This is a genomic window from Roseovarius sp. (genome assembly GCF_030373445.1).
In the GTDB taxonomy this organism is placed as follows: domain Bacteria; phylum Pseudomonadota; class Alphaproteobacteria; order Rhodobacterales; family Rhodobacteraceae; genus Roseovarius.
This window is the reverse complement of the sequence record NZ_JAUCYU010000010.1, coordinates 17,481-40,355: the sequence shown is the minus strand read 5'-3', so window position 1 is coordinate 40,355 and position 22,875 is coordinate 17,481. Positions and strand designations below refer to the sequence as shown.

24 protein-coding genes are annotated in these 22,875 nt (G+C 62.7%); 5 read left to right on the top strand and 19 right to left on the bottom strand.

What is annotated here, in order from left to right:
• Positions 1-16 precede the first annotated feature (16 nt).
• Entirely contained in the window at positions 17-1,027 is a 1,011-nt protein-coding gene (locus QUV18_RS17200; RefSeq protein ID WP_300895268.1) for a TAXI family TRAP transporter solute-binding subunit, read from the bottom strand.
• A gap of 139 nt (positions 1,028-1,166) precedes the next feature.
• Between QUV18_RS17200 and QUV18_RS17195 the strand changes: the two genes are divergently transcribed.
• Positions 1,167-2,117, top strand: a complete 951-nt coding sequence (locus QUV18_RS17195) for a LysR family transcriptional regulator (RefSeq protein WP_300895267.1) — start codon at positions 1,167-1,169, stop codon at positions 2,115-2,117.
• A gap of 46 nt (positions 2,118-2,163) precedes the next feature.
• On the opposite strand, the gene QUV18_RS17190 is transcribed toward QUV18_RS17195, so the two are convergent.
• The 6 genes from QUV18_RS17190 to QUV18_RS17165 all read right to left on the bottom strand — a co-directional run bounded on the left by QUV18_RS17190 (position 2,164) and on the right by QUV18_RS17165 (position 7,935).
• Complete coding sequence (locus QUV18_RS17190; protein ID WP_300895265.1) at positions 2,164-2,859, bottom strand: ABC transporter ATP-binding protein; 696 nt, start codon at positions 2,857-2,859, stop codon at positions 2,164-2,166.
• A gap of 20 nt (positions 2,860-2,879) precedes the next feature.
• Entirely contained in the window at positions 2,880-3,866 is a 987-nt protein-coding gene (locus tag QUV18_RS17185) for an acetamidase/formamidase family protein (RefSeq protein ID WP_300895264.1), read from the bottom strand.
• 12 nt (positions 3,867-3,878) lie between these two features.
• Positions 3,879-4,607: an ABC transporter ATP-binding protein gene (locus QUV18_RS17180; RefSeq protein ID WP_300895262.1), complete on the bottom strand. Its 729-nt coding sequence runs from the start codon at positions 4,605-4,607 to the stop codon at positions 3,879-3,881.
• Positions 4,608-4,611: 4 nt separating this feature from the next.
• Positions 4,612-5,700, bottom strand: coding sequence for a branched-chain amino acid ABC transporter permease (locus QUV18_RS17175; protein WP_300895260.1), 1,089 nt, complete (start codon positions 5,698-5,700; stop codon positions 4,612-4,614).
• Positions 5,693-6,619, bottom strand: a complete 927-nt coding sequence (locus tag QUV18_RS17170) for a branched-chain amino acid ABC transporter permease (RefSeq protein ID WP_300895258.1) — start codon at positions 6,617-6,619, stop codon at positions 5,693-5,695. Before QUV18_RS17170 ends, QUV18_RS17175 begins: the two co-directional genes overlap by 8 nt.
• Positions 6,620-6,696: 77 nt before the next feature.
• A complete protein-coding gene (locus tag QUV18_RS17165; RefSeq protein ID WP_300895256.1) occupies positions 6,697-7,935 on the bottom strand; it encodes an ABC transporter substrate-binding protein in 1,239 nt (412 codons plus the stop codon).
• 413 nt (positions 7,936-8,348) lie between these two features.
• Here QUV18_RS17165 and QUV18_RS17160 point away from each other — a divergent pair, with 413 nt between their 5' ends.
• The 3 genes from QUV18_RS17160 to QUV18_RS17150 are packed head-to-tail and all read left to right on the top strand — an operon-like array spanning position 8,349 to position 11,740.
• Complete coding sequence (locus tag QUV18_RS17160) at positions 8,349-9,023, top strand: response regulator transcription factor (RefSeq protein WP_300895254.1); 675 nt, start codon at positions 8,349-8,351, stop codon at positions 9,021-9,023.
• Entirely contained in the window at positions 9,001-10,542 is a 1,542-nt protein-coding gene (locus tag QUV18_RS17155; RefSeq protein ID WP_300895252.1) for a hybrid sensor histidine kinase/response regulator, read from the top strand. Before QUV18_RS17160 ends, QUV18_RS17155 begins: the two co-directional genes overlap by 23 nt.
• Positions 10,532-11,740 carry an ABC transporter substrate-binding protein gene (locus tag QUV18_RS17150; RefSeq protein WP_300895250.1) on the top strand — a complete coding sequence of 403 codons (1,209 nt, stop codon included), beginning with the start codon at positions 10,532-10,534 and terminating at the stop codon, positions 11,738-11,740. Before QUV18_RS17155 ends, QUV18_RS17150 begins: the two co-directional genes overlap by 11 nt.
• Before the next feature lie 166 nt (positions 11,741-11,906).
• On the opposite strand, the gene QUV18_RS17145 is transcribed toward QUV18_RS17150, so the two are convergent.
• The 8 genes from QUV18_RS17145 to QUV18_RS17110 all read right to left on the bottom strand — a co-directional run bounded on the left by QUV18_RS17145 (position 11,907) and on the right by QUV18_RS17110 (position 17,907).
• The gene (locus QUV18_RS17145) at positions 11,907-12,494 is read right to left on the bottom strand and encodes a HupE/UreJ family protein (protein WP_300895249.1); all 588 of its coding nucleotides are present in this window, start codon (positions 12,492-12,494) and stop codon (positions 11,907-11,909) included.
• An 89-nt stretch (positions 12,495-12,583) separates the two neighbouring features.
• Positions 12,584-13,444, bottom strand: a complete 861-nt coding sequence (locus tag QUV18_RS17140) for an urease accessory protein UreD (protein WP_300895248.1) — start codon at positions 13,442-13,444, stop codon at positions 12,584-12,586.
• Between the two features lie 10 nt (positions 13,445-13,454).
• Positions 13,455-14,069: an urease accessory protein UreG gene (ureG, locus tag QUV18_RS17135; RefSeq protein ID WP_300895246.1), complete on the bottom strand. Its 615-nt coding sequence runs from the start codon at positions 14,067-14,069 to the stop codon at positions 13,455-13,457.
• 19 nt (positions 14,070-14,088) lie between these two features.
• Positions 14,089-14,859 (bottom strand): urease accessory UreF family protein, encoded by a 771-nt coding sequence (locus QUV18_RS17130; protein ID WP_300895245.1) that lies wholly within the window; start codon positions 14,857-14,859, stop codon positions 14,089-14,091.
• The gene (locus tag QUV18_RS17125) at positions 14,801-15,298 is read right to left on the bottom strand and encodes an urease accessory protein UreE (protein WP_300895244.1); all 498 of its coding nucleotides are present in this window, start codon (positions 15,296-15,298) and stop codon (positions 14,801-14,803) included. The genes QUV18_RS17130 and QUV18_RS17125 overlap by 59 nt, the downstream gene beginning before the upstream one ends.
• Positions 15,299-15,304: 6 nt before the next feature.
• Entirely contained in the window at positions 15,305-17,014 is a 1,710-nt protein-coding gene (gene ureC, locus QUV18_RS17120) for an urease subunit alpha (protein WP_300895243.1), read from the bottom strand.
• Between the two features lie 61 nt (positions 17,015-17,075).
• Complete coding sequence (gene ureB / locus QUV18_RS17115) at positions 17,076-17,573, bottom strand: urease subunit beta (protein WP_300895242.1); 498 nt, start codon at positions 17,571-17,573, stop codon at positions 17,076-17,078.
• Positions 17,574-17,595: 22 nt separating this feature from the next.
• Complete coding sequence (locus tag QUV18_RS17110; protein WP_300895241.1) at positions 17,596-17,907, bottom strand: urease subunit gamma; 312 nt, start codon at positions 17,905-17,907, stop codon at positions 17,596-17,598.
• A 571-nt stretch (positions 17,908-18,478) separates the two neighbouring features.
• Between QUV18_RS17110 and QUV18_RS17105 the strand changes: the two genes are divergently transcribed.
• Positions 18,479-19,228: a LuxR family transcriptional regulator gene (locus QUV18_RS17105; protein WP_300895240.1), complete on the top strand. Its 750-nt coding sequence runs from the start codon at positions 18,479-18,481 to the stop codon at positions 19,226-19,228.
• A gap of 9 nt (positions 19,229-19,237) precedes the next feature.
• Here QUV18_RS17105 and QUV18_RS17100 read toward each other — a convergent pair whose 3' ends face one another.
• Genes QUV18_RS17100 through QUV18_RS17085 form a run of 4 tightly spaced genes read right to left on the bottom strand, consistent with a single transcriptional unit; the run spans position 19,238 to position 22,809 of the window.
• Positions 19,238-19,951 (bottom strand): ABC transporter ATP-binding protein, encoded by a 714-nt coding sequence (locus QUV18_RS17100; RefSeq protein ID WP_300895239.1) that lies wholly within the window; start codon positions 19,949-19,951, stop codon positions 19,238-19,240.
• A 4-nt stretch (positions 19,952-19,955) separates the two neighbouring features.
• Positions 19,956-20,702, bottom strand: coding sequence for an ABC transporter ATP-binding protein (locus QUV18_RS17095; protein WP_300895238.1), 747 nt, complete (start codon positions 20,700-20,702; stop codon positions 19,956-19,958).
• Complete coding sequence (locus QUV18_RS17090; RefSeq protein ID WP_300895237.1) at positions 20,699-21,844, bottom strand: branched-chain amino acid ABC transporter permease; 1,146 nt, start codon at positions 21,842-21,844, stop codon at positions 20,699-20,701. Before QUV18_RS17090 ends, QUV18_RS17095 begins: the two co-directional genes overlap by 4 nt.
• On the bottom strand, positions 21,841-22,809 hold the full coding sequence (locus QUV18_RS17085) for a hypothetical protein (protein WP_300895235.1): 969 nt from the start codon (positions 22,807-22,809) through the stop codon (positions 21,841-21,843). Before QUV18_RS17085 ends, QUV18_RS17090 begins: the two co-directional genes overlap by 4 nt.
• Between the last annotated feature and the right edge of the window lie 66 nt (positions 22,810-22,875).

Below are 22,875 nucleotides of genomic sequence, written 5' to 3'. Positions count from 1 at the left end.
CAGCTCAAGCCGCGCCCTACTCGAGCAGGCCCGCTTCCTCGTAGTATTTCTCGGCCCCCGGATGCAGCGGCACGCCAAGCGCCTCGATCCCGTCAAGCGCGGTATCGGCCGTGACCTGCTTGCCCTTGGCATGGCCATTGTCGAGCAGGGTGCGGGTGTTGTCGTTCCAAAGCGCCTTGGTGATCCCGTAGACCAGCTCTTCGCTCAGGTCCGACGACACGACCAGCAGGGCCGAGACCGCCGGGGTTTTCACCTCGTAGTCGATCCCCTCGTAGACATCGGCAGGAATGCTCGACGGAATATAGGCGGGGACGGCCTCGTTGATGGTGGCCAGGTCCTCTTCGGTGAAGCTGTGCAGTTCCATGCCCTTGGTCGTGGCCAGCTGCACCATGGCGGAAACCGGCCAGCCCGCGGCGTAGAAATAGGCATCGAGCTGACCGTCGGCCAGCCGCTCGGCCGACTGGCTGTTGTTCAGCTCGGCCTCTTCGATGTTGTCGCGGTTGACGCCCCATTTCTCGAGCATCTGCAGCACGGCGACCTGCGTGCCCGAACCGGCCTGTGCGATGCCGACCCGCTTGCCCTCGAGGTCCGCCAGACTCTCGATCGAGGCGCCTTCCGGCAGGACGAGATGCAGGTCTTCCGGGTAGAGGTTCGCGACGATCCGCAGCTTTTCATGCGGCTTGCCGTCGAACTTGCCCTCGCCCAGGTACATCGAACGCGTCACGTCGGCCGCGGCCATGCCGGCCTCGAGCTCGCCGTTCTGCACGGCGGTGTTGTTGAAGACCGACGCGGTGGTCGACTGCGCGATGGCGATCAGGCCGGGCACGCCGCACTGGCCACCCTCCTCGCAGGGGCGCGAACCCGGAGGCGAGGAAATGCCGTTCGCGATGGTCCCGCCAATGGGAAAATAGGTGCCGCCGGCGCTTCCCGTTCCGATCCGGAAAAAGGTCGGTTCCTGCGCGGCAGCCAGGCCGGCAGTCATGACCGTGGCCAGTGCCGTGCAGGTCAACCTTGCCAAGAATGTCATATGATAGCTCCCCGTTTGTTGCGTGGTCCGGGCATCGGCCCGTCCACTGGTTTTCAGAATGACAGGAGCGATAAGAAACCAGCATATGAATAAATACAAATTTGAAATATGTTTGATTTGCAAAATTTTCCTTATATGAATGGCGCACATGAACCTGCAGCAACTGGCCGTCTTCCGCGAGATCATGAACACCGGCTCGATGAGCGCCGCGGCTCGCAACCTTCACCGCACGCAGCCGGCCGTCAGCGCCGCCCTCAAGGCGCTGGAAGACAGTCTCGGCATGGACCTGTTTCACCGCGACGGCCGCCGTCTCGTGCCCGTTCCGGAAGCGCGCTACCTGCTGTCCGAGGCGACCGACGTGCTGAACAGGCTGTCGGCAGCCCGTGCCAACATGGAAGGTATGCGCGACCGCGTCCGGGGGTCGCTGCGCATCGTCGCGATGCCGGGGCCCTCGGCCTATCTCCTGCCCGCCTTCGTAAGCCGGTTCACCCATGGCACCCCCGACATCCGCGTGACCCTGTCGACCCGCAGCTCGCCCCAGATCCTGAACCTCGTCGCGGCACAGAGTTTCGATATCGGCTTTTGCGATCTCGGCGCCGGCGAGATCATGTCGAACTCCCTGTCAGACGAGCTGTTCCGCAGCGTCGCCACGACCTGCGACTGCGTCTGCGCCCTGCCCACCGGCCATCCCCTGGCCGGTCTCGAGGTCGTCACCCCGCGCGATCTCGACGGGCAGCCGATGGGCACGCTGCAACCCGGGCATTCGACGGTGACCAGGACCCGGGCGGCGTTCGACGCCTGCGGCGCCACGTTCAACCTGCGGGTCGATGCACAGTATTTCCTGCCCCTTCTGCATTTCGTCGAAGCCGGCCAGGTCTGCGCGATCGTCGACCCCCTCAGCGCGGAAAGCTACCGGCAGCAGAACCGGCAGAACGGGGCGATAAGCTTCGTCAGGTTCGACCCGGCCGTGCCCTTCGATTATGCCCTGATCACCCCGCAACAGCGCCCGCCGTCTCGCCTGGCCCACGAATTCGCGACACGCTGGCAAAGCTACGTCGACGAGGTGGTGCGCAAGCCGGGGACATCGTGAACGGACGCAGCGACCGGCGATCTGCCCCTCGCTCCGGCAGCGCCACCTAGATAGCCAGCGCCATTCTCGCCACTTCCGGATCCTGCAACTTGTCAGGCGAGAATCGTTGCGTGATCTGGCCTTTCTCCAGCAGCAGGCAGCGGTGCGCGCACGAGGTGATGAGGTCGACGTTTTGCTCGATAAGGCAGATCGTAAGCCCCTCGTCCCGGTTGAGCTTCGTACACAATTCGCCGATCTGTTCGACGATATTCGGTTGGATTCCGTCCGACGGCTCGTCCAGAAGCAGAAGATCGGGCTGACCGATCAGTGCGCGGGCAATCGCCAATTGTTGCTGCTGGCCACCCGACATCGTGCCGGCGATCTGCGACCGGCGTTCGCCAAGTATCGGAAACATGTCATAGGCATATTCCAGCGGGCGTGGCGCAAGCGGGCCGATCGTCCGGCCAAGCTTGAGATTGTCCTCCACCGTCAGGTCGCCGAATATCCCCCGACCCTGCGGAACATAGCCGACCCCCTTGCGGGCACGCGACCGGGCGGGTTGCCCGGTCACGTCCTCGTCTGCAAACAAGATCGATCCCTGCGTCGGCTTGATCAGGCCGATGACGGTGCGGGCCAGGGTCGTCTTCCCGACACCGTTTCTTCCGATAAACGCAGCGATTTCGCCGCGACGCACCTCGAAGGTCAGATCGTGAAGCACCGGGGTTGAATCATAGCCGGCATAAACGGATGTCAGGGTGAGCATGTCTGGCTCCTCGGGATCAATCAAAAGGCCGGTTTGAGACGTGACTTCGGGTACTCGGCACCTGCGATGTGGCTGATGCTCGCCCGGACCATCTGGTAGGTGCGCACGCGGAAATCCGGGTCAGCCGAGAACCGAAGGTACGAATCGCGGGGACTGATCCCGTACTCATCCTGCATCCAATGCATCAGGTTGTCCGCCGCAGAATAGACGGCTTCGTCGAGCGGCAGGTCCATTCCGATGGCGACGATACTGTCGGGTTTCTCGATACGCACCCCCGGTATCTTCTTGTTCTTGATCACGTTGACCTTGAGCTTCACGGTCGCACGGGTTTCGTCCGCAAGCACGGTAAACTCGGTATCGCCCTGGCCGCCATGGCAATCGCCCACGTAGACCAGGGCGCCATCATGGTTGCAATTGATCTGGATCTTGTTGCCGGCCTGGATATCTCGGCAATCGATGTTGCCGCAGAAATCGCCCTGGCCCGTCAGGGACGATACGACTTCACGATCCGGTGCCACGGCGAGCGTACCGATAAAGGGATCAAGGTCCCATTCGATCGCCCCGTATTTCGCCTTGCCATCCGCGGTGGAGCCGGAAGGGCCCGGCACGTGTTCGATAAGTTCGATGTGCAGGTCGCGCACTTCGGCGCCCCAGCGATGGCTGTCACGCAACGCGCCGTTGTTCGGCAAGATGCCGGTGTAGCCCCACCGCCAGGGTTCGACGCTCACGATTTCGATTTCGACCACGTCGCCCCGTTCGGCACCTTCGACGTAAATCGGGCCGACGACCGGGTTCAGCTTGGGCGGGTTGAAGGACAAAAGTTCCTTGCTGAGTGGATCGTCCTGCATGTCACGCACTTTCGGCGTGTCGCTCAGGTCCTGTACGAGGCCGGTCAGCGCATCGTCGGTTTCCACGCAGAACGTTTCGCCGGCGGCAACGCGTAGCACCGGCTCGTCCCGCGCATCGAGGAGGTACTTCTGAACCTCGTTTATCTTGATGGTCTTCATCCTGTCGGTTCCTTAATTGCGGAGCTTCGCCACCCCTTGCTTTCCTAGATAGAGGCGTTGCACATCGAGGTTCGTTTCGATGTCGGACAACGTGCCGCTGGCGAAGATGCGGCCCTGATGAAAAACGGTCGTGGGTACAGCAAGCTGGCGCACGAAAGCCATGTCATGTTCGACGACAAGCACCGCGGTGCCCGTCGCGCCTATGCGATGGATGAGGTCCACGGTGCGTTGCGTTTCCGCGGTGGACATGCCGGCAGTCGGCTCGTCCAGCAGAAGAAGGTCCGGGTTTGACCCGATCGCCATGCCGAGGCCAAGCCACTGGCGCTGCCCGTGAGAAAGCTCTCGCGCCTGTCGGTTCAATGTATGCGCGAGATCGAGGTCGGCGAGCCGCGCCTCGATCGCATCCCGCAAGGCGGCGCCTGACATGTGACGCTGAAGCGTCAGGCGCATATTGTGCTCGACCGTCAGCTCCGGAAAGACGCCCAGGGTTTGCGGCTTCATCGCGATGCCGCGGTTCGCCCGCGCAAAGGGCGGAAGGCGGGAAATATCACCGCCTTTGAAGATGATACGCCCGTGGTCGGCCGCATGACGGCCGGTAAGCAGTTGGAAGAAAGTGCTTTTCCCGGCGCCATTGGGCCCTATGATGCATTGCGTTTCGCCGGAACCTATCGACCAGTCGACATTGTCGCAGGCCACCACGCCACCGAATTTCTTGAAGAGTTTTTCAACGCTCAGCAACATGACGTCAGCCCTGCCTGGATTGGGATTTCAGAGAGCTTGATCTGACGTCGCGCATCCTTGAATACTGTTGCCGGAGCGACAAAAGCCCTTCGGGCAAAAGCAGTACGACAAGGACAAGAAGCGCGCCCTGCACGATCAACGCCCATTCCCCGCCAGATATCGCCAGTTGCTGAGCGCCCCATTGCAGAACCACGGCGCCGAGGATCGCGGCCGCGAGGCTCTTCCGGCCCGCGACGGCGACCCAGATCACGGGCAGGACGTTGGCGGTGACGCCGAACACCGAAGGCGTGATGAAGTTGCCCCAGGCCACGTACAGAAGTCCCGACATGGCTGCGAGAGCGGCACCGATACAAAAGGTCATCGACTGGAGCAACCGGATGTCATAGCCAAGCGTCTCGGCCCGGTCCGGATCTTCGCGCACGGCAGCGAGCGCGACCCCGAAACGAGAATTCACAAGTGCCCTTAGCAGGAGATACGTGAATACGATCAGACCGATCAAAACGTAATAGAACGTCGGGCTCGAACCTGAAATGACCAGGGAATTCCCTCCGCCCGTCGGGATCGTGAGCGAGGGGATGTTTTCGGCCGCACCAGAGAACCGACCGAGGCCGTTGTTCCCGCCGAGATGTGCGGTGCCGATCTTCCACTGCGGGCCCGCCGTCTGGTTGAGGAAGCTTTCTATCACCAGGGTGACGACGAGGGTCACGATGCTCACGTAGACGCCTCGCAAGTGTCCGTAGAAGGTGAGCCATCCAAGAAGCGCGGCAAAGACAACCGCGGCGACAATGCCACCGGCAACGCCGGCCAGCGAGGCCCAGGGGCTGTCGGCGAGGTTGATCGCGACAATCCCGTAGGCATAGCCTCCTATCCCGAAGAATGCCGACTGACCGAGGCTCAGCACGCCGCAGAACCCCCAAAGGAGGGCAAGACCGGTCGCCAGGAACACCATCAACAGGAAAGAATTGAAATTGAGGAGCGTGTATCGTCCGACAAGACCCGGCAGAAACAGCATTCCGATGACCAGGAGCGCGCCTACGATCCAGAAAACCGGACCTTTTCCCGGCTCGATACGTCCGTTCAGCAACTCACGCATTCTTGGTCTCCTCGGCGCTGGTCCCCGCGGTCGATGACCTGTGCTGGGACGCCAGCGCTTTGAGCTTGCCGATCAGGTCGAGGATCCCCGTTGGGGAAAGCCGAATGATGATCAGGGCGGTTACGAGCATCGCGACATAACCGGTCAGAATGTTGAAGCCGACCGTGAAGCTTGTCTTGACCAGCGCCAGCACGAGTGCCGAGGCCAAGAGCCCTGCAATGATGTTTCGCGACCCGGCGACGACCACGACGATGAATGCAATTGGCGTGTACGCCGCTCCGAAGGTCGGCTGGATCTGCGCGCTCAGGCCGAAGATCGCCCCGGCGAACCCGGCAAGCGCCGCACCAAGCCCGAACGTCACCATATAGATGCGTGTCGTTCGAACGCCGAGCGCTTCGGCCATGTCCGGTTCCGTCATTGTCGCACGAGCATGGAGACCGAAATTCGTGAACCTCATGAGCGCCCAGAGGGTAACGATCAACGCAATGGCAAGGGCGACGAGGAACAACCGGTAAACCGAGAAATTCATCCCGCCCACGCTGACCGTGCCGAACGGGTTCGGCAAGCTCGGCACGGACGGACCGATGAGTACCAGTGCCCCCTGGCTTAGCACGAGGCTGATGCCCCATGTTGCAACCAGCGAATATAGCAGCCGCCCATAGAGCTTGCGAATGACGAGCCGCTCAAGCAGCAACCCGATCGCCGTCGCCGCGAATACGCCCGTGACGATCGCCAGCGAGAGCGGCAGCCCCCATTGAAAGCCGAACGACGCGCCGAACGCACCAATCATCATGAATTCGCCATGCGCCATGTTGATGACGCCCATCATCCCGAAGATGATGACGAGCCCGATCGAAGACAAAGCGAGTAGCGCGAAGCTGTCGGCATACTGATAGGCAAAGCTTATGATGTCCCCCATGAACAGGCGGCTCCTTTTGCACTGATGGTGGATGGGGGCCCGTGGCAGTGAAGACGGGCCCCTTCTTGAGTGGGCCCTTACTCGAGGAAAGCAGCCAGATCAGGGTCATCACCGGGAAGATACTGCCGCGACTGCGGCGTATCGGCGAGGTTCACCCCCATCTCCTTGAGCCACCACGGTTCGATCACGCCGAAGTCCTCGACGAACTCGACGGAATGGTCCGGCTGCACCTGAGCGAGGCGGATATCCATGGCGAGGTGATGTGTCGCCGGATCGAGCGTGACCGGCCCTTCCGGTGCATCGAAGGTCAGTCCAGAGTGAAGTGCCTCAAGCACCGCGGGCGTGTCCGTCGTGCCCGCCGCCTCCCAAGCCTTGGCCATGAGATGCACGGCAACATAGGCACACCGCGTCATCTGGTTCACGTATTCGGTATCGGGGAATGCGGCGCGCACCTTGTCCACGAAGACCTGCGCGCTCTCGACTTCCTGCGCCAGTTCTTCGATGAACGTCACCGGCACGTAGAGGTTCTCCAACGTGGGCGCCGGGAAGAGCTTGTGCTCGTATCCCTGTTGCAGGTTAACCGTCGAAATCGACGGAATCGCGATGCCGGCGGCTTGGGCCTGCGGGAAGTACTGCGACTGGGCGGAACCCACCAACAGAAGGAACAGGAAGTCAGGCTCTTCATTCTGGATGTTGGCGATCGAGGACGAAAACTCCGAGTTGCCGAGCGGGATGAACTCCAGCCCGACCACTTCGGCGCCGGCCATTCCCGCACTTGCCTGAACCCACTGCGCGCTGACCTGGCCAAAGCCGTAATCGGCTGCAAGAACGTACACCCGCTTGCCGTATTTCTCGACCATGTACTCCAGGCCGGGCAGGATCTGCTGTTCGGGAACCGGCCCGGTGAAGAAGGAATACTCGTCCGCAATACCGCCCTCTCCCTGGTTGTTGTGCCAGAAGATCGTCTCGTTCTCGACCGCAACGGCCCGCGCGGCTTCGCGTTCGGAGCTTGTATAACCGGCCATGAGCACATCAACTTCGTCTTGCAGGATCGCACGCTGCGCGAACTCCTGATGGCGGCGCACATCGGACTGTCCGTCATAGTGGATCAATTCGAGCTCGCGGCCGAGAACGCCTCCCGCCGCGTTGATCTCGTCAATTGCGATCCGCGCTCCTTGGGTCTTCGGTATGACGGCAGCGGCAAAGTCGCCGGACGCATCGTCAATGATACCGACCTTGATCGGGCCTTCCTGCGCAAATGCAGACACCGGGGCGAGCGCCGTGCTCGTCGCAGCAAGAGCAACCGATGTCTTCATTAGTGAGCGGCGAGAAATGTTCATCTTGGACTCCAGACTGTTGGGACGTTTTAGACGCTCCGCCTATTGATTAGACGTTTTGTCCGTAAATTTGCTTTCGTACCTAAATGTAGGATCAATACCCAAATGCCTGTCAAGCAGAACATTTGTTTAGAGCGGCAAAAGATGCACAGATTATTAGGCTGCTCAAGGATTCATCGCCGCTGCCATTCGCCGCAACGCCGATCCCGAAAGAGTCCCGTTTTCGCAAAGCAGGAGCATCTGCTATAGACGTTTCGTCCGGTTGGACATAATGATTAACCAGTGTCCAGCACTTGGTCGCTGGATGGTTTGGCGCTGACGTTGGCGGAAACGCCCTGTTCGGGTAGGGGTTTTCACCAGGGGCCGCGGCCGATCTCGGAGGAGGAACTTGATTGACGATTCTGATAGCTGACGATCACTGGATGGTGCGCGAGTCCCTCAAGGCCGTTCTCCGAAGGCTGGACCGGGGACAGACCGTCCTCGAAGCGTCAAGTTTCGATGAAGCGCTTGAGGTGCTTTCCGCAAATCATGATGTCGAGATGTTCTTCGTCGATCTCGTCATGCCCGGCGTCGACGAGTTCGTCGGCTTGCAGCGTGTCCGGTCCGAATTTCCCGACGTGCCGATCGCGGTCGTGTCCGTCCACGAGGACCGGGAACGTCTGATGTTCGCTATCGAGGCAGGCGCGGTCGGCTACATCCCGAAATCCGCGAGCGGGCAAGAAATCGAGAGCGCCATCGAGCGAATTCTCGCGGGCGACGTCTATTTTCCGCGCCGCCTGATCCGGCAGAGCGCGTCATCGACCCCGCCAGTAGAGATCCCCAACGACGCGGTTGCCTCACTCACGCCGAGAGAAAAAGAATTGCTTGGATTCCTCGGAAATGGCTACTCCGTCCGGAAAATCGCCGAGGCGCTGGGCATTTCCGACCATACCGTACGCGTCCATCTGAGCAACCTGGTGCGCAAGCTCGGTCACTCCGACCGGGCCGAAACGATCCACTTCGCCATCAACCTCGCCAAGACATCGACCTTCCGCAGCCAAACCAATGCAGACACCCGCGAAGACTGACCTTTTCTCCGGCCTCGACAAGGCTCCTGTCGGTCTCGCCATCTGGGGGGCGACCGGGGATCTGATCTATGCCAACGAACCGTTCAGAATGCTGCTGCCCACGGAAGCCTCGATCGAGATGGATCAGCCCTATCGCGATTTTCTTCAGGCATTCCTGGTGCAGTACGGCGCGTCGATGGCACATGATCTGACCGGCGCGCCATTGAGCACGGACACGATTTCCGGAAAGAGCTGCATCTGGGAGCAACTCCTGGCAGACGGTCGCACGATCGAAGTTCACCAGACCGTCGCAGAGGACGGCGGCGTAACCCTGACGACCCATGACGTATCGAACCGCAAGAAGATCGAGTTCGAGTTGCGGCGCGCGCGCGACGCCGCCGAGACGTCCGACGAAGTCAAGTCCCGCTTCCTGCGAGCGGCGAACCACGACTTGCGCCAGCCTCTCGCCACGCTCAAGATCCTGATCTACAGCTGCCTGACCGAACTGGACCATGAGCACCGGCAAGACTTGCTGCACACGATGGATATGTCCGTGGCAATCATGGAAGATCTGCTCGGGGCGTTACTGCAGATCGGTCAGCTCGATGCCGGACAGATCGAGCCCCGCGTCACGATATTCCAGATGTCGCAGATCTTCGAGCGTCTGGAGGTACAGTTCGAACATCAAGCCCGTACCAAGGGTTTGGAGGTACGATTTCGCGGGCATCGCTACACCGCATCTACCGACCGTGCGCTACTGGAACGTATCGTCACCAACCTTGTCGCGAATGCGATCCGCTATACAGACACGGGCAGAGTCGTCGTCGGCTGTCGTCCGTTTGGCGATCGCCTGCGGATCGAGGTTTGGGACACCGGACGTGGCATTGGTGACGAGCATCTGTCGAGAATCTTCGACGAATTCTATCAGGTCCCGGATCTCGTCCACACCCGTCGTGCCGGCCTCGGATTGGGCCTGAATATCGTATCGCGGCTCGCGGAACTCTTGGGTATACCGGTCAGTGTCTCGTCCAAACCGGGTTCCGGCACCGTTTTTCGCTTGACCGTTCCCGCCGGCGACGTATGGCACTCACAGGCGAATGAACCAGAGATTTCCGAAAGCCTCGGCGGCGAATTCGTAGGTTTGAACGTCGTGCTGATAGAGGATGATCCCGTCCTTCGTGACAGCATGTGTGCGCTGCTGGAGCGTTGGGGCATAGTCGTGCTCCCGGCCGCATCCATGGCGGAAACCGACCGTCTGCTTGACGCGACACCGGTCATACCGGATCTGGTCATCGCCGATTTCTCCCTGCGGGGTGAATTCGGCACCATGGCTGGGCAACGTCTCCGCGAACGCTATGGCGCGTCGCTGCCCGTTCTGATCGTAACGGCAGAGATCGACCCCGAGGTCGTTTCGGGCATTCGCCAGCAGGGCTTCCCGGTACTTATCAAACCCGTGAGCCCGCCCCGCCTTCGCGTAATGATGCACAACCTTCTCTTTGAAAATCTGGGCGAGCAAAGGGGGAACGCAGATGCTTTCTGAAATTCCGATCGGGTCGCTCGTCCCCCTGACCGGGCCGTCCGCCGTCGATGGGCGGGAATTTCGCAATGGCGTGCTCATGGCCTGCGAAGAGATCAACGCCAAAGGCGGAGTGCTCGGCCAGGAGCTACATCCGCATTTCGAGGACACCGGCCGCCAGACCCCCGAAGAGGTCGTGGCCGCTGCAAATCGACTGATCGAACACAAGCACGTCCACGCGATCATCAATGGCTACAATATCGGGCCGCAGAACGCGGAGTACGAGCCGATCGCGGATGCCGGGATCATCTACATCCACCACAACACCTTGCTCCAGCACCACGACACGGTCCTCAGTGATCCCGAGCGATACTTCGGGTGTTTCATGGGGAACCCGGCAGAATACTGGTACGGTCGCGGTTTTCTGAAGTTCCTGTCCGCCCTGAGGGAGCGGTCCGCATGGCGCCCACACAACAATCGACTGGCGATCATTTCGGGCTCCAAGCCATACAGCATCGTGATTGCAAAGGCGATGGCAAGCTCCGCAAGGACGTTTGGCTGGGACGTCGCTTTCGGCCCCGAGATCGTCCAGACACCACGCTCCGATTGGCGGGACGTGATAGCTCGGGCCACCGCGACCGATCCGGCCGTTATCGCGAACACGCATTTCTATGCCGGGGATCTCGCGCATTTCCAGTCACAATTCATGGAAGCCCCGTCCAACAGCCTCGTCTACCTGCAATATGGCGCGATGCATCGTAGCTTCTCAGAACTGGCTCAGGAGAACGCGATCGGTGTCGTGGTCAGTGCCGTGACCAGCTTGTTGCGTGACGAGATGGGGCGCGCGTTCTCCCGCCGGTATCTGGAGCGGTTCGGCCCCCACTCCACGCCACAGGTTGGCTGCCAGTGTTACAACGCCGTGCAGCACTATGCTCTCGCCGTCGCCGCCGCCGGGGGGTCCGGTGCGCCGGGCCAACATACCACCAATCGCCGCGTCGCCCAAAGCCTCAAGGACATCACGTGGCGAGGCGTATCCGGCGCAACGCACTATCATGAGCAATGGCAGACTGCCGTATCCTACCCGGACCAGTCGAACGACCCATCGCTGGGCATGCCGCACCTGTTCTTCCAAGTTCAAAGCCTGGATCGCGGCCTGGCCTTGATTGCCCCCGAGCCCTACGATGTCGACCCTTTCATTCAGCCTCCGTGGTTCACGTCGTAGCGACATGACCCGCCGTCCCCCACAAGCATTTCGGGTTTCGGGGCCTCGGCCCGCGTCCGTGCAAGATCAAGGTAACTGACCGGCACAGACGCTCGGCCCTCAAGTGTGTGCCCGGATCACGGGCGGCCCGGGTGCGCGGCTGCTCCGGTCGCCCGGACCGCGACACTCATCCCAAGGCCAGACCGGCCCCCACGACGGTGAACACACCGCCGAGCGTGCGCACGATGCGCCGCCCCCGGTCGCCCATCATCGGCGTTGCCTTTTCGGCCACAAGCACGAGCGCGATGCCGACGACATGCAACACGATCGTCGCGGCCATGAAGCCGAGGCCGTAGTTCAGCGCCCCGGCCTGCCCCAGTTCAGTGCCATGCGCATGGCCGTGAAAGACGGCGAGCAGGCCCACAAGCCCGGCCCCGACACGCATGTCGACACGTGCCGCCACCGCGACGAGAAGGCCAAGCACGATCACGGAGGCCAGGATCATCGATTCCACGAATGGCAACGGCACGCCCAGCAGTGACAGCCCGAAGCCCAAGGCCATGACCGCCACGAAGGAAACCGGCAACGCCCAGCGGGCCCGGCCGCCCTGCAGCCCGGCCCAGAGGCCGACCGCGACCATCGCCAGCACGTGGTCCAGCCCGAACAACGGGTGCGAGAAGCCGGCCATCAACGAGCCGTGCGCGCCGGGGTCGAGATGGGCGAAAGCCGGGCTGGCCGTGACGGCGAGGCCGAGGGGAAGAAGAAGACGTTTCATGGTTCCTGGTCCTTTCGTGACAGGTTCGGCCGCACCATCTGCCGACGGTGAGGCGTGAGCGACCCGGTGGGTCTGGAGGACGGTGGGTGTCAGCATTTCAGGATCGGGCGGGCGGCTTTGCCCGCGATGGCCGGGCGCAAGGCGGTCCACGCCTTGAAGATGGCTTCATGCGCCTGCCAGGTCTCGTACGCCAGGATGCGGATGGACATGAGGTTGCCGATCCGGGTGACGCCGACCTGCGTGTCCTCGACATCGGCGCAATGCAGACGGGTAAGTTCCTCGGCATCCGCCGGCAGGTCCGGGGCATAGGCGAAAACCAGCGCCGCATGGCGCGCCCCGCTCCAGAGCCGTTCGAGGTCGGCGACCTCCTCGGGCGTGTCGAGGCGCATCCTGTCGACCGCGAGGGTCTCGCCCCCGACACGGATTTCGAAGCTCGAATCCATCGCGTGGAACTTGAAGATCTCCCGCCCGTAGTGAACCCGCCCCGCCGACACCATGTCAGAGCCGAACATCCGGCTCGTATCATGCAGGTTGACGAGGATGCGGCGCCTCGACCGGCTCGCCGCGTAGGGAATCGCCTCGTCCGGCAGGTACTCGAGCGTCGCGCCGGGCGCCACGTTGAACTCGACCACCTCCGTCGAGGTCATCCCGTTCAGGCACTTGTAGAACTTGCCCGAGGCCGTGGTCGTGAACAGCGCCCGCGCCCCCTCCTCGACGCTGCCATAGAAGTAGGACCCGTCGCCCTCGACGAAGCCGCCGCCCGAATTGACCATGAGCATGAAGGGTTGGTCGTCATGATCCTGGTAGTGGTAGCCCTGCCACTGGAACGGGATCCGCCAGGCCGAAGGCTGCACGATGGTCCGCCCCCCGACCACGTGCGCGCGCACGTTCATCAGCGCCTGCTTGCCCACGATCCAGTCGGGGTCGGGATAGATGTTGGTATGTATCATCCGCCGCTCCTCACGCGTCTTCGAGCAGAAGGACGTCGCGCTCGATCCAGCGCACCATCTCGTCCAGCCCGTCGCCGGTCTTCATGTTGGTGATCACGAAGGGCTTGCCGGCCCGCTTGGCGCGCGCGTCGGTTTCCATCCGGGCAAGGTCGACCTCGACGTAAGGCGCGAGGTCGGACTTGTTGATGACAAGAAGCGGCGATTTCTCGATCCCCGGCCCGCCCTTGCGCGGAATGTCCCCGCCCTGCGCGACCGAGATGACGTAGATATGGCTGTCGACCAGCTCGGGGCTGAAGGTCGCGGCAAGGTTGTCGCCGCCGCTCTCCACGAAGACGATATCGAGGTCGTCGAAGCGCTTCTGCAGCGTCTTGATGGCGTGGGCGTTCATCGACACGTCCTCGCGGATCGCGGTGTGGGGGCAGCCGCCCGTCTCGACCCCGATCACGCGGTCGGCCTCGACGGCCCCGACCTCGACCACGTATTGCGCGTCCTCCTTCGTGTAGATGTCGTTCGTCACGACACCCAGCGAGTATCGGTCGCCGAGCGCGCGGCAAAGCGACACGAGTATCGAGGTCTTGCCGGCCCCCACGGGCCCTCCCAGCCCAATTCTTACAGGTCGTCGCATCGGTGTCTCCTTGCTTGCGTCAGCATATGCAAAGCCGCCCGCGCAGCGTTTCGTGCTGCATCGCGGCCACGTCGAGGGAAAGCATCGCGGTGTTCATGTCGTCGATGCCAAGCTCCATGACCTCGCGGCTGAAAGCCTGGATGAAGGGCCATGCGTCGGTGATCGTCCGTTGCGTCTCGACCTGGCCCAGCGGGATCAGGCGACAGGCGACGCCGGCAAGGCTCGTGACCGCAGCTTGCAGAAACGCAAGCACCGCCTCGGGGGCGCCGATGTCATGCGCTCCGCAGATCGCCCCGAAGACAACGGCATGGTGGGCGGCGACCGTGCCGTCCTCGGCCTGTCGCGCGAAACCTTCGAGCCCGGGGCGGCCGAAAATGTCGCCATAGGAAGAAAGCAGGGCCTGGCCGGTCATCGACGACGCCTCCCGCGCCTCGCGGCTGAGCTTCAGCGCGCCCAGCTTGCGGTCAAGCGCGGGAAGGCTGTCGAAATCCTCGAACCGCGCCATGTCGCAGGCGCGCGCCACCGCGATACCCTCGGACCGGGCGAGGCTGTAGCGAAGCCAGTCGCGGCAGGCGGTTCGGAACGTCCCGGCGTCATGCACCGCGCCGCTCTGGAACCATGTCTCGAACCCGTAGGAGTGCTGGAAGCCCCCCGTTGGAAAGGATGAATTCGCGACCTGCAGCAGGAAGAGCTGTTTTTCCTGGTCCTGTGCGGCGAAGTTCGACGACCGGCTAATGTTCATGGCTGTGGCCGTGATGATCGTGGTCGTGATCGCCGTGGTCATGGTCATGCCCGGCATAGGAGCCGAAGCGCCGGCCCACGAAGGGCGCCTCGATCGCCGCGAAGGGCAGGCCCGCGTCGCGCAGGACGTCGGCCACCTTCGCATCGGCGGGCGTCAGCATGGCCGTATCGGTGAAACGGACGGGTCGGTGGTGATTGCCGAGGTGGAACCCCGCGACCCCCCACATCAGCGCGTCGTCCGGCGCGACCCGGAACAGCGCTTCGGCGGCCGCCCGCACAACGACAATCGTCTCGCCGTCCCGTGCCAGCACGTCACCGTCGGCCAACTCGCTCCCCCGCGGCAGCGAGATGCGCAGGGTCCGCCCGCCGGCGGTCCTGAGCACGCCATGCGGACTCGAGCGCTGCTCGGAGGTCAGAAAGACCGGGTCCTCCGTACCGCCCGCGGGGCGGGCGTCGGCGGGAAAGAGGATCTGCGTGATGACGGACATGGCGCCTCACCGGAAGTAGTAGAGCTGCGACAGCGGCAGCGTCTTGGCAGGTTTGACGGTGATGCGCTCGCCGTCCACGTAGACGTTGTAGCTTTCCGGATCGATCTCGATATTGGGCATGTAAGAGTTGTGGACCATGTCCCGCTTCGAGATCGTGCGCGTCCCGTGCACCGGCATGAGCGTCTGGTGCGTGCGCAACTGGCTTTCCAGCCCGTTCTGGATCGCCGCCTTGGTGACGAAGGAATAGGACAGGCGCGACGGGTTCGCCCCGTAGGAGCCGTATTGCGGCCGGTACTTCAGCGGCTGCCCGGTCATCAGCGAGCCCGCCGGATCGCCCATGACGGCATGGGAGATGAAACCGCCCTTGAGGGTCGTTTCCGGCTTGGCGATGAAATGATCCGGGCGCCAGATCACGAGGTCCGCCAGTTTCCCCGGTGCGATCGAGCCGACATACTGGCTCACGCCGAAGGTGATGGCGGGGTTGATCGTGACCTTGGCAAGGTAACGCTGGATGCGGAAGTTGTCGTTCGACGGTCCGTCCTCGGACAGGCTGCCATAGCGAACCTTATTGACCGCGGCGAGCTGGAAGGCGCGTTGCGCGGATTCCGCCGCCCGGCCCACGCCCTGCGAATCCGACCCGATCATCGAGATCGCGCCCATGTCGTGCAGCACGTCCTCGGCGCGCATCGTCTCCGCCCGCGCACGCCCCTGGATGAAGGCGATGTCGGTCGGCACGCTCTTGTTGAGATTGTGACACGTGATGAGCATGTCGATCTCTTCGTCATACGTGTTGATCGAGAACGGGTTGGTTGGGTTCGTGGAAGACGGCATGAGGTGCGGTTCGCCCACGATCTGCATCATGTCGGGCGCGTTGCCCCCGCCGGCCCCTTCACAGTGATAGATATGCATGACCCGGCCGTTGATCGCCGCGATCGTGTCCTCGTAATACCCCGTCTCGTTCAGCGTATCGGCGTGGATCTGGACCTGGAAATCGTACTCGTCGGCCAGTTCCATCGTCATCTCGATGGCGGCAGGCGACGACGACCAGTCCTCGTGGATCTTGAGGCCCGTGGCCCCGGCGAGGATCTGCTCGACAAGCGCGCCGGGGGTCGAGGCGTTGCCCTTCCCGAAATTGCCGTAGTTCAGCGGGAAATCCGCCATTGCCTCCAGCATGCGCTGAAGGTTGAACGCGCCGGGACATTCGATGCCCACGGTCTTGGGTCCCGACCCGCCGCCGATCACGGTGGTGAACCCCGCGTTCTGGTATTCGTAAAGCTGCTGAACCGAGTCGAAATGCGGATGGATATCGATGAAGCCCGGCGTGACGATCGACCCTTCGACCGAGAGGATGTCGGTGTTGGGCGATACGATCAGGCCCGGCGTGATGTTCATCGTATCCGGGTTGCCGGCCTTGCCGATGCCCACGATCAGCCCGTCGCGCACGCCGATATCGGCCTTGATGCAGCCCAGGACAGGGTCGAGGATCACAGCGTTGGTGATCACCATGTCGAGCGCACCGTCGGAGGCCTTCCACTTGGAGCCCTGGCCCATGCCGTCGCGAATGGTCTTGCCGCCCCCGAAGACCATCTCGTCGCCATAGGTCGTCAGGTCGTCCTCGATCTCGGCAACGAGCCCGGTATCTGCAAGATAGATCCTGTCGCCCTTGGTCGGGCCGTACTGGGCGGCATAGTCAGGCCGGGTGATCTTGATGCTCATGTCGGTTTCTCCTGGTCCGGACGGCGCCCTTGCCTGGGCGCGCCTGCCCGGCAGATGGGTTTCACTTGTTGGCGTACTTGCTGTCGGGCGACGGCTTGACCGGATAGGCGTCGCCCTCGAAGCAATAGCCCTCGGCCCGAAGCTTGCGCATCGTCTGCGCCTTGATGATCTCGGAGCGGAGCGAGCCGTTGGTCATGTTGTTCATGCCATAGGCGACCTCGCGCCCCGCATAGGTCGTGATCTGCACCTTGCGGCTCTGCCCGGGTTCGAAGCGGATCGCGGTTCCCGACGCCACGTCGAGCCGGAAGCCAAAGGCGGCCTCCCGGTCGAAGGCCATCGCCTTGTTGCACTCCGCAAGGTGATAGTGCGCACCGATCTGCACCGGGCGGTCGCCGGTGTTGATCATCACGATCTCTTTCGTCGGGCGCCCCTGGTTGATCTCGATATCGGTGTCGGCAAACTCGATGATCGCGCAATTGGCGCGGTCTCCGACGTCGAACGCCTCGTCGGGGATGATGGATTTCGGAAGTTCGGGCGGTGTCCAGAATGGTTTGGCCATGGTGTTCCCTCGAAAAAGGTGTTCAGTCGCGGATCGGGTTCATGACGGTCACGAGCTTCGTCCCGTCCGGGAACTGCGCCTCGACCTGAAGGATCTTCATCATGTTGGGCACCCCCTCCATGACGTGTTCCTTCTTCAGAATGGTCGCCCCGTATTCCATCATGTCGGTCAGCATGGGGATCGAGCCTTCGCGGGCACGCTCCAGGATCTCGTCGCAGATCACCGCCGCGGCCTCGGGGTAGTTGAGCCGCATCCCCCGTTCGAGCCGCCGCCGGGACATCTCGGCTGCCGTCCAGATTTGAAGGCGCTCTTCTTCTCGCAAAGTCATATGCATGGACGCAACGCTCCGTCGTTTCTGTGATGCTCGCCCGTCGCAACCGCCGGTCCTGCGTCCTCGGACGTCGTCGCCGCCAGCTCGGGGTGGGATGGGGTCAGTCGATCAAATCGCGGCGCGAAGCACTATTCCCAAAAGGGGGCTACCCGATCGGGTAGTTGAGAGCGCCCGGACCCGCCCACTAACATCGGCTTAACCTGGACAACCGGAGTGGGGGCCGGAGATGACCACGCAGGTCGCAGCTTGCGGACGGGTCACCGGCACCGCACGCCCTTGAAAAGACATGACCGACACGGGCGCTCGCGCGGGCCGCTGGGCCGGGCGCGCGCATTTTTTCTGTGCGCAAAAACGCAATGCCAGACGCTATCGCCATGGATATGTGCGCTGAGTGAATTTTCCGCGCAAATATTCGGCACCGCACCGGTTCTTCTGCGGGATGGTGGCCGGGCGTCTTGCCAAGTCGTCCGAAAGGTGACGCAATCGAAGTGCCAGAGCGATCAACGCCCAACGTGTCGGCGACGCTCGTCCGACAGGCGCTTTCGGAACTACTCAGGGAAATGAGGGGGCGAACATGGACAAGTGGACGATCAAACTCCGTGACGGGTTGAAGGATGCGACCGGCTTCCAGCAATCCCTCGACACGCTCTACGAGGTCGTGCAGGACCTTGGCTTCACCCAGGTGCTCTACGCCCGCCAGGTGGTGAATCCCCGCCTCAGCGAACATGAATGGGTTCCCCTGCGCCTCAACACCCGCAACTTCCCGAAAGGCTGGGAACATACCTGGCGACAGTTCGAGGCCCACGATCCCTATTACCACGCCTGCTTCAACGGCACCCTGCCGTTTGACTGGAGCGATGTTCAGTCGAATGACAAGCTCCGCCACAAGGAAAGCGAAGCGTGGCAGTACCTCGCCGATTTCGGGCTGGACCGGGGCATGACGATCCCGATCCACCTGCCGGACGGCAAGTTCGCCGTGGTGAGCGCGATCCTCGACAGATCGAATGTCGACTGGGATTCCCTGTACGAGAACACCTACGACACGATGTTCCACCTCACCCACATGTTCCACAAGACGATCTCACAGCGCGGGTTCGTGGACGAGGTGGAGGTGGCCCTCCCCAATATCCTCTCCCCGCGCGAGGGCGAATGCCTGCGCTGGGCCGCGCTCGGAAAGACCTCGCCCGAGATCGCGATGATCCTCGACAGGTCGGTCGAGACGGTGCGCCTGCACATCAAGAACGCGATGCTGAAACTCGACGCGAGCACGCGGACCCATGCCGTCGCCAAGGCGGTGCAGCTGGGTGTTCTGACGGCCTACTGAGAACCGCCGTCAGATCGCGAGATACTTCCGCGCGATCTCCGGATCGTCGAGGTCGGACGGCAGGATCTCGTCCACGATCGCGCCCTTGTCGATGACGATGCAGCGATCCGCACTCGCCTGGATCAGGTCGAGGTTCTGTTCCACGATGATGACGGTAAGCTTTTCCTCGGTGCGGATCCGGCGGATAATCTCGCCGATCTCCTGTACGATATTGGGCTGAATGCCCTCCGACGGCTCGTCCAGCAGCATGATCGACGGGTTCCCGATCAGGATGCGCCCGATGGAAAGCTGCTGTTGCTGCCCGCCGCTCATCGTGCCGGCAATCTGCGACAGGCGCGTCTTCAGTATGGGAAAGAAGCCGTAGACGCGGTCGAAATTCATCTCCTTCGGCCGCCCGCCGACCAGCTTTCCCAATCGCAGGTTGTCCTCGACCGACAGGCCGGTAAAGAGCCCCCTGCCCTGCGGCACGTAGCCGATGCCCAGTTGCGCACGCTCCGCGGCGGGCACCGCGTTCATGGACCTGCCCCGGAACTCGATATCCCCGCCCTGGCAGGGCAATTCGCCGATCAGTGTCTTGAGAAGCGTCGTCTTGCCCACGCCGTTGCGCCCGACGATGGCGACGATCTCGCCCTCCTTCACGTCGAAGGACAGGCCGTTGATGACCGCGACATTGCCGTAGCCAGAGCGCAGCTTGTTCACGTTGAGAAGTGTTCTGCCTGCCATCTGGTCACACCTTGCCGAGATAGATCTTGCGCACGTCGTCGTCGGTTTCGATCTCCTCGTAGCTGCCCTGCGCAAACAGCGCGCCAAGATGCAGCACCGAGGTGCGTGAACTGAGGTTGCGGATGAATTCCATGTCGTGCTCGATGACGATGATCGTCATGCCCTCCGCGTTGAGCGACTTGATGATCTCGGCGGTCGACTGCGTCTCGTCCCGGCCCATGCCGGCCGCCGGCTCGTCGAGCAGCAGGACCTTGGGCTCTAGCGCGATGGACATGCCGATCGACAGCCATTGCTGCTGCCCGTGGCTCAGGTTGCGGACAAGCTCGTCCTCCAGCCCCGACAGGTGAATACGGTCGAGAATGTCGGCCACCAGCCCGGGCATTGCCGAAGGCTTGTGGTTGCGCCGGAGCGGGATGAAGAAGTTCTGGAACACCGTGAGTTCCGAATAGACCTGCATGTTCTGGAACTTGATCCCCAGCCCCCGGCGCGCCCGCTGATGCGGCGGCAGGCGGGTGATATCCTCGCCGTTGAAAAGGATCTCGCCTTTCGTGGGGCGGATCGTGCCCATCAGCAGCTTGAAGAACGTGCTCTTGCCCGCGCCGTTCGGGCCGATCATGCAATGCAGCTCCCCCGGCGCGATGGCGAGGCTGAGGTCATCAGTTGCGCGCACGCCGCCGAAATCCTTGGTCACGTTGCGGATCTCGAGGATCGGGCGCCCGTGGGCGGCGGTCTTGGCAGCCGGGGCGGTCACTGGCGCGCCTCCGCGGCCTTGGCGGCGGGCGTCCGGGATCGTCCGAAAAGCCTGCCCAGCCGGTTGCCGATCCAGACGAACACCCCTTCCGGCGCGATCAGCATTGCCGCAACGAGGATGCCGCCCATGACCAGCGTGGCGTATTCCGGGCTGCCCGATGTCGTCAGCCACAGGTAGAGCCATTCGAGCGTGATCGCCCCGAGGATCGCGGTGGTCAGGTCCTTGCGCCCCCCGACCGCGACCCAGATCACGACCATGATGTTGGCCGACACGCTGAAGACAAGCTCGGGGTCCACCCGGTTGATCCGCGCGGTGTCGAGCGAGCCGGCGAGCCCTGCAAGCGCGGCGGAAAGGCAGAACACGGCCAGTTGGATCAGGCGCACGTCGTAGCCGAAGGTTTCTGTCCGGTCCGGGTCTTCCCGCACCGCGACCAGAAGATAGCCGAAGGACGAGTTCAGAAGCATGCGCAGGCCCAGGTAGACCACGATCAGCAGCGTCAGCGCGAAATAGTAGAAGCCCTCGCGCCGCCCGTTGATCTCGGCCACCGCCTCGCCCCAGCCGAAGGCGACGGAGGGGATGTCGGAGGCGGGACGCAACCCGTTCGCGCCCCCCAACAGCGCCTCGCCGATCCGGTAGACCTCCGGATCGGCGGTCTGGAGCATGAAGGTTTCCAGCAGCAGCGACAAGACCAGCATCAGGATGGCGATATAGACCCCCTTGAGCCGCGCGAAGAACATGATCGCCCCCACGAAGGCCGCGAAGACCGTGGGCGCCAGAATGCCGCCGGCGAGCGCGAGATGCGTGTTGCCGGTCGCGTCGAACAGGTTGATCCCGATGATCCCGAACACGTACCCGCCAACCCCGAAGAAGGCCGCTTGCCCGAGGCTCAGGATGCCGGCATAGCCCCAAAGGATCGACAGGCTCGCCGCCAGGAAACCCGAAACGATGAACTCGTTCACCCGGTAGGGGCGGATGCCGAAATAGGTGGGCGCGAGGAAGGCGAGAAGGATTACGATGGCGAAGCCGGTCCAGAACGGCCAGCCGCGCCCCATCGTCTGCGGTCCCTCGACCAGCCTCAGGAAGCCGAAAGGGATCTTCGCATGCGAATTCACGGGTGTCGTTTCGTCTGCGCGCCCGGTCATCTGGACCGCCCCCTGAGCTTCTCCATGTAACCCGAGATGCCCGTGGGCATGACAAGCAGGATGAGGAAGGCCGCGGCGATCATGCCGACGAAGCCGATATAGACGCTGAAGAGGTTCGACAGGATCGTCTGGACCCCGCCCAGGGCCGCGACGCTGGCGACGAGCCCGTTGATGACGCCTGCCGCCCCGCCGACCACCACGGTGATGAAGGCCCGCGCGGTATAGGCCGCGCCGAAATACGGGGTGATGGCGGAGGTGAGCGCGAAGAGCCCGCCCGCGATACCGGCCAGCGCCGATCCAAGGCCGAACGTGTAGGCATAGATGCGCGGGGTGGAGATACCAAGCGCGTTGGCCATCGTCGGATTGTCCATGGTGGCACGGGCCCGCGCCCCGAACTCGGTCTTCCGCAAGAGAAGCCAGACGGCCACGACCATCAGCACCGCGACGGCGAACATGACAAGCCGGTAGATGCCGAAGCTTTCGACACCCGGCGGCATACGTCCGGTCTCACCCGTCACGCGGGCGAACCCCTCGGCGCCGACCAGGGCGAAACCAACCTCTCCCCCCACGAGAATCTTGATGTCCGAGAACGGCGTCGGAAGGCTGGGCATGTTCGGGCCGAACATGATGAGGAAAACCTGCGAGATGATCATCGACAGGCCCCAGGTCACCACCAGCGACGAAAGAAGCTGCTTGTAGAAGTGCCGGATGATGAGCCGCTCGAGTATCATGCCCGCGATCCCGGCCCCCACGCCTGCAAGAAGGATCGCGATCGGCGCGGGTATCCCGCCATACATGCAGAACGCGGTGATATAGGCGCCGATCATCATCAGCTCGCCATGCGCCATGTTGATGACGCCCATCATCCCGAAAATGATCGACAGCCCGAGGGCCGCGAGGATGAGATAGGCGGCGCTGTCGAGATACTGGAACGCGAAGCCAAAGATCTGGGTGAAAGCGTCCATGGGATTGGCTCGAACCTCTGTTTCCTGTCATGCAGGCGCGGGTCGGAACCCGCGCCTGTCATTGGC

Excerpts from the sequence above, each read along its gene's own strand:
- QUV18_RS17200 (WP_300895268.1), bottom strand. The coding sequence starts at position 1,027 with ATGACATTCTTGGCAAGGTTGACCTGCACGGCACTGGCCACGGTCATG.
- QUV18_RS17195 (WP_300895267.1), top strand. The coding sequence starts at position 1,167 with ATGGCGCACATGAACCTGCAGCAACTGGCCGTCTTCCGCGAGATCATG.
- QUV18_RS17190 (WP_300895265.1), bottom strand. The coding sequence starts at position 2,859 with ATGCTCACCCTGACATCCGTTTATGCCGGCTATGATTCAACCCCGGTG.
- QUV18_RS17185 (WP_300895264.1), bottom strand. The coding sequence starts at position 3,866 with ATGAAGACCATCAAGATAAACGAGGTTCAGAAGTACCTCCTCGATGCG.
- QUV18_RS17180 (WP_300895262.1), bottom strand. The coding sequence starts at position 4,607 with ATGTTGCTGAGCGTTGAAAAACTCTTCAAGAAATTCGGTGGCGTGGTG.
- QUV18_RS17175 (WP_300895260.1), bottom strand. The coding sequence starts at position 5,700 with ATGCGTGAGTTGCTGAACGGACGTATCGAGCCGGGAAAAGGTCCGGTT.
- QUV18_RS17170 (WP_300895258.1), bottom strand. The coding sequence starts at position 6,619 with ATGGGGGACATCATAAGCTTTGCCTATCAGTATGCCGACAGCTTCGCG.
- QUV18_RS17165 (WP_300895256.1), bottom strand. The coding sequence starts at position 7,935 with ATGAAGACATCGGTTGCTCTTGCTGCGACGAGCACGGCGCTCGCCCCG.
- QUV18_RS17155 (WP_300895252.1), top strand. The coding sequence starts at position 9,001 with ATGCAGACACCCGCGAAGACTGACCTTTTCTCCGGCCTCGACAAGGCT.
- QUV18_RS17150 (WP_300895250.1), top strand. The coding sequence starts at position 10,532 with ATGCTTTCTGAAATTCCGATCGGGTCGCTCGTCCCCCTGACCGGGCCG.
- QUV18_RS17145 (WP_300895249.1), bottom strand. The coding sequence starts at position 12,494 with ATGAAACGTCTTCTTCTTCCCCTCGGCCTCGCCGTCACGGCCAGCCCG.
- QUV18_RS17140 (WP_300895248.1), bottom strand. The coding sequence starts at position 13,444 with ATGATACATACCAACATCTATCCCGACCCCGACTGGATCGTGGGCAAG.
- ureG (WP_300895246.1), bottom strand. The coding sequence starts at position 14,069 with ATGCGACGACCTGTAAGAATTGGGCTGGGAGGGCCCGTGGGGGCCGGC.
- QUV18_RS17130 (WP_300895245.1), bottom strand. The coding sequence starts at position 14,859 with ATGACCATGACCACGGCGATCACGACCACGATCATCACGGCCACAGCC.
- QUV18_RS17125 (WP_300895244.1), bottom strand. The coding sequence starts at position 15,298 with ATGTCCGTCATCACGCAGATCCTCTTTCCCGCCGACGCCCGCCCCGCG.
- ureC (WP_300895243.1), bottom strand. The coding sequence starts at position 17,014 with ATGAGCATCAAGATCACCCGGCCTGACTATGCCGCCCAGTACGGCCCG.
- ureB (WP_300895242.1), bottom strand. The coding sequence starts at position 17,573 with ATGGCCAAACCATTCTGGACACCGCCCGAACTTCCGAAATCCATCATC.
- QUV18_RS17110 (WP_300895241.1), bottom strand. The coding sequence starts at position 17,907 with ATGCATATGACTTTGCGAGAAGAAGAGCGCCTTCAAATCTGGACGGCA.
- QUV18_RS17105 (WP_300895240.1), top strand. The coding sequence starts at position 18,479 with ATGGACAAGTGGACGATCAAACTCCGTGACGGGTTGAAGGATGCGACC.
- QUV18_RS17100 (WP_300895239.1), bottom strand. The coding sequence starts at position 19,951 with ATGGCAGGCAGAACACTTCTCAACGTGAACAAGCTGCGCTCTGGCTAC.
- QUV18_RS17090 (WP_300895237.1), bottom strand. The coding sequence starts at position 21,844 with ATGACCGGGCGCGCAGACGAAACGACACCCGTGAATTCGCATGCGAAG.
- QUV18_RS17085 (WP_300895235.1), bottom strand. The coding sequence starts at position 22,809 with ATGGACGCTTTCACCCAGATCTTTGGCTTCGCGTTCCAGTATCTCGAC.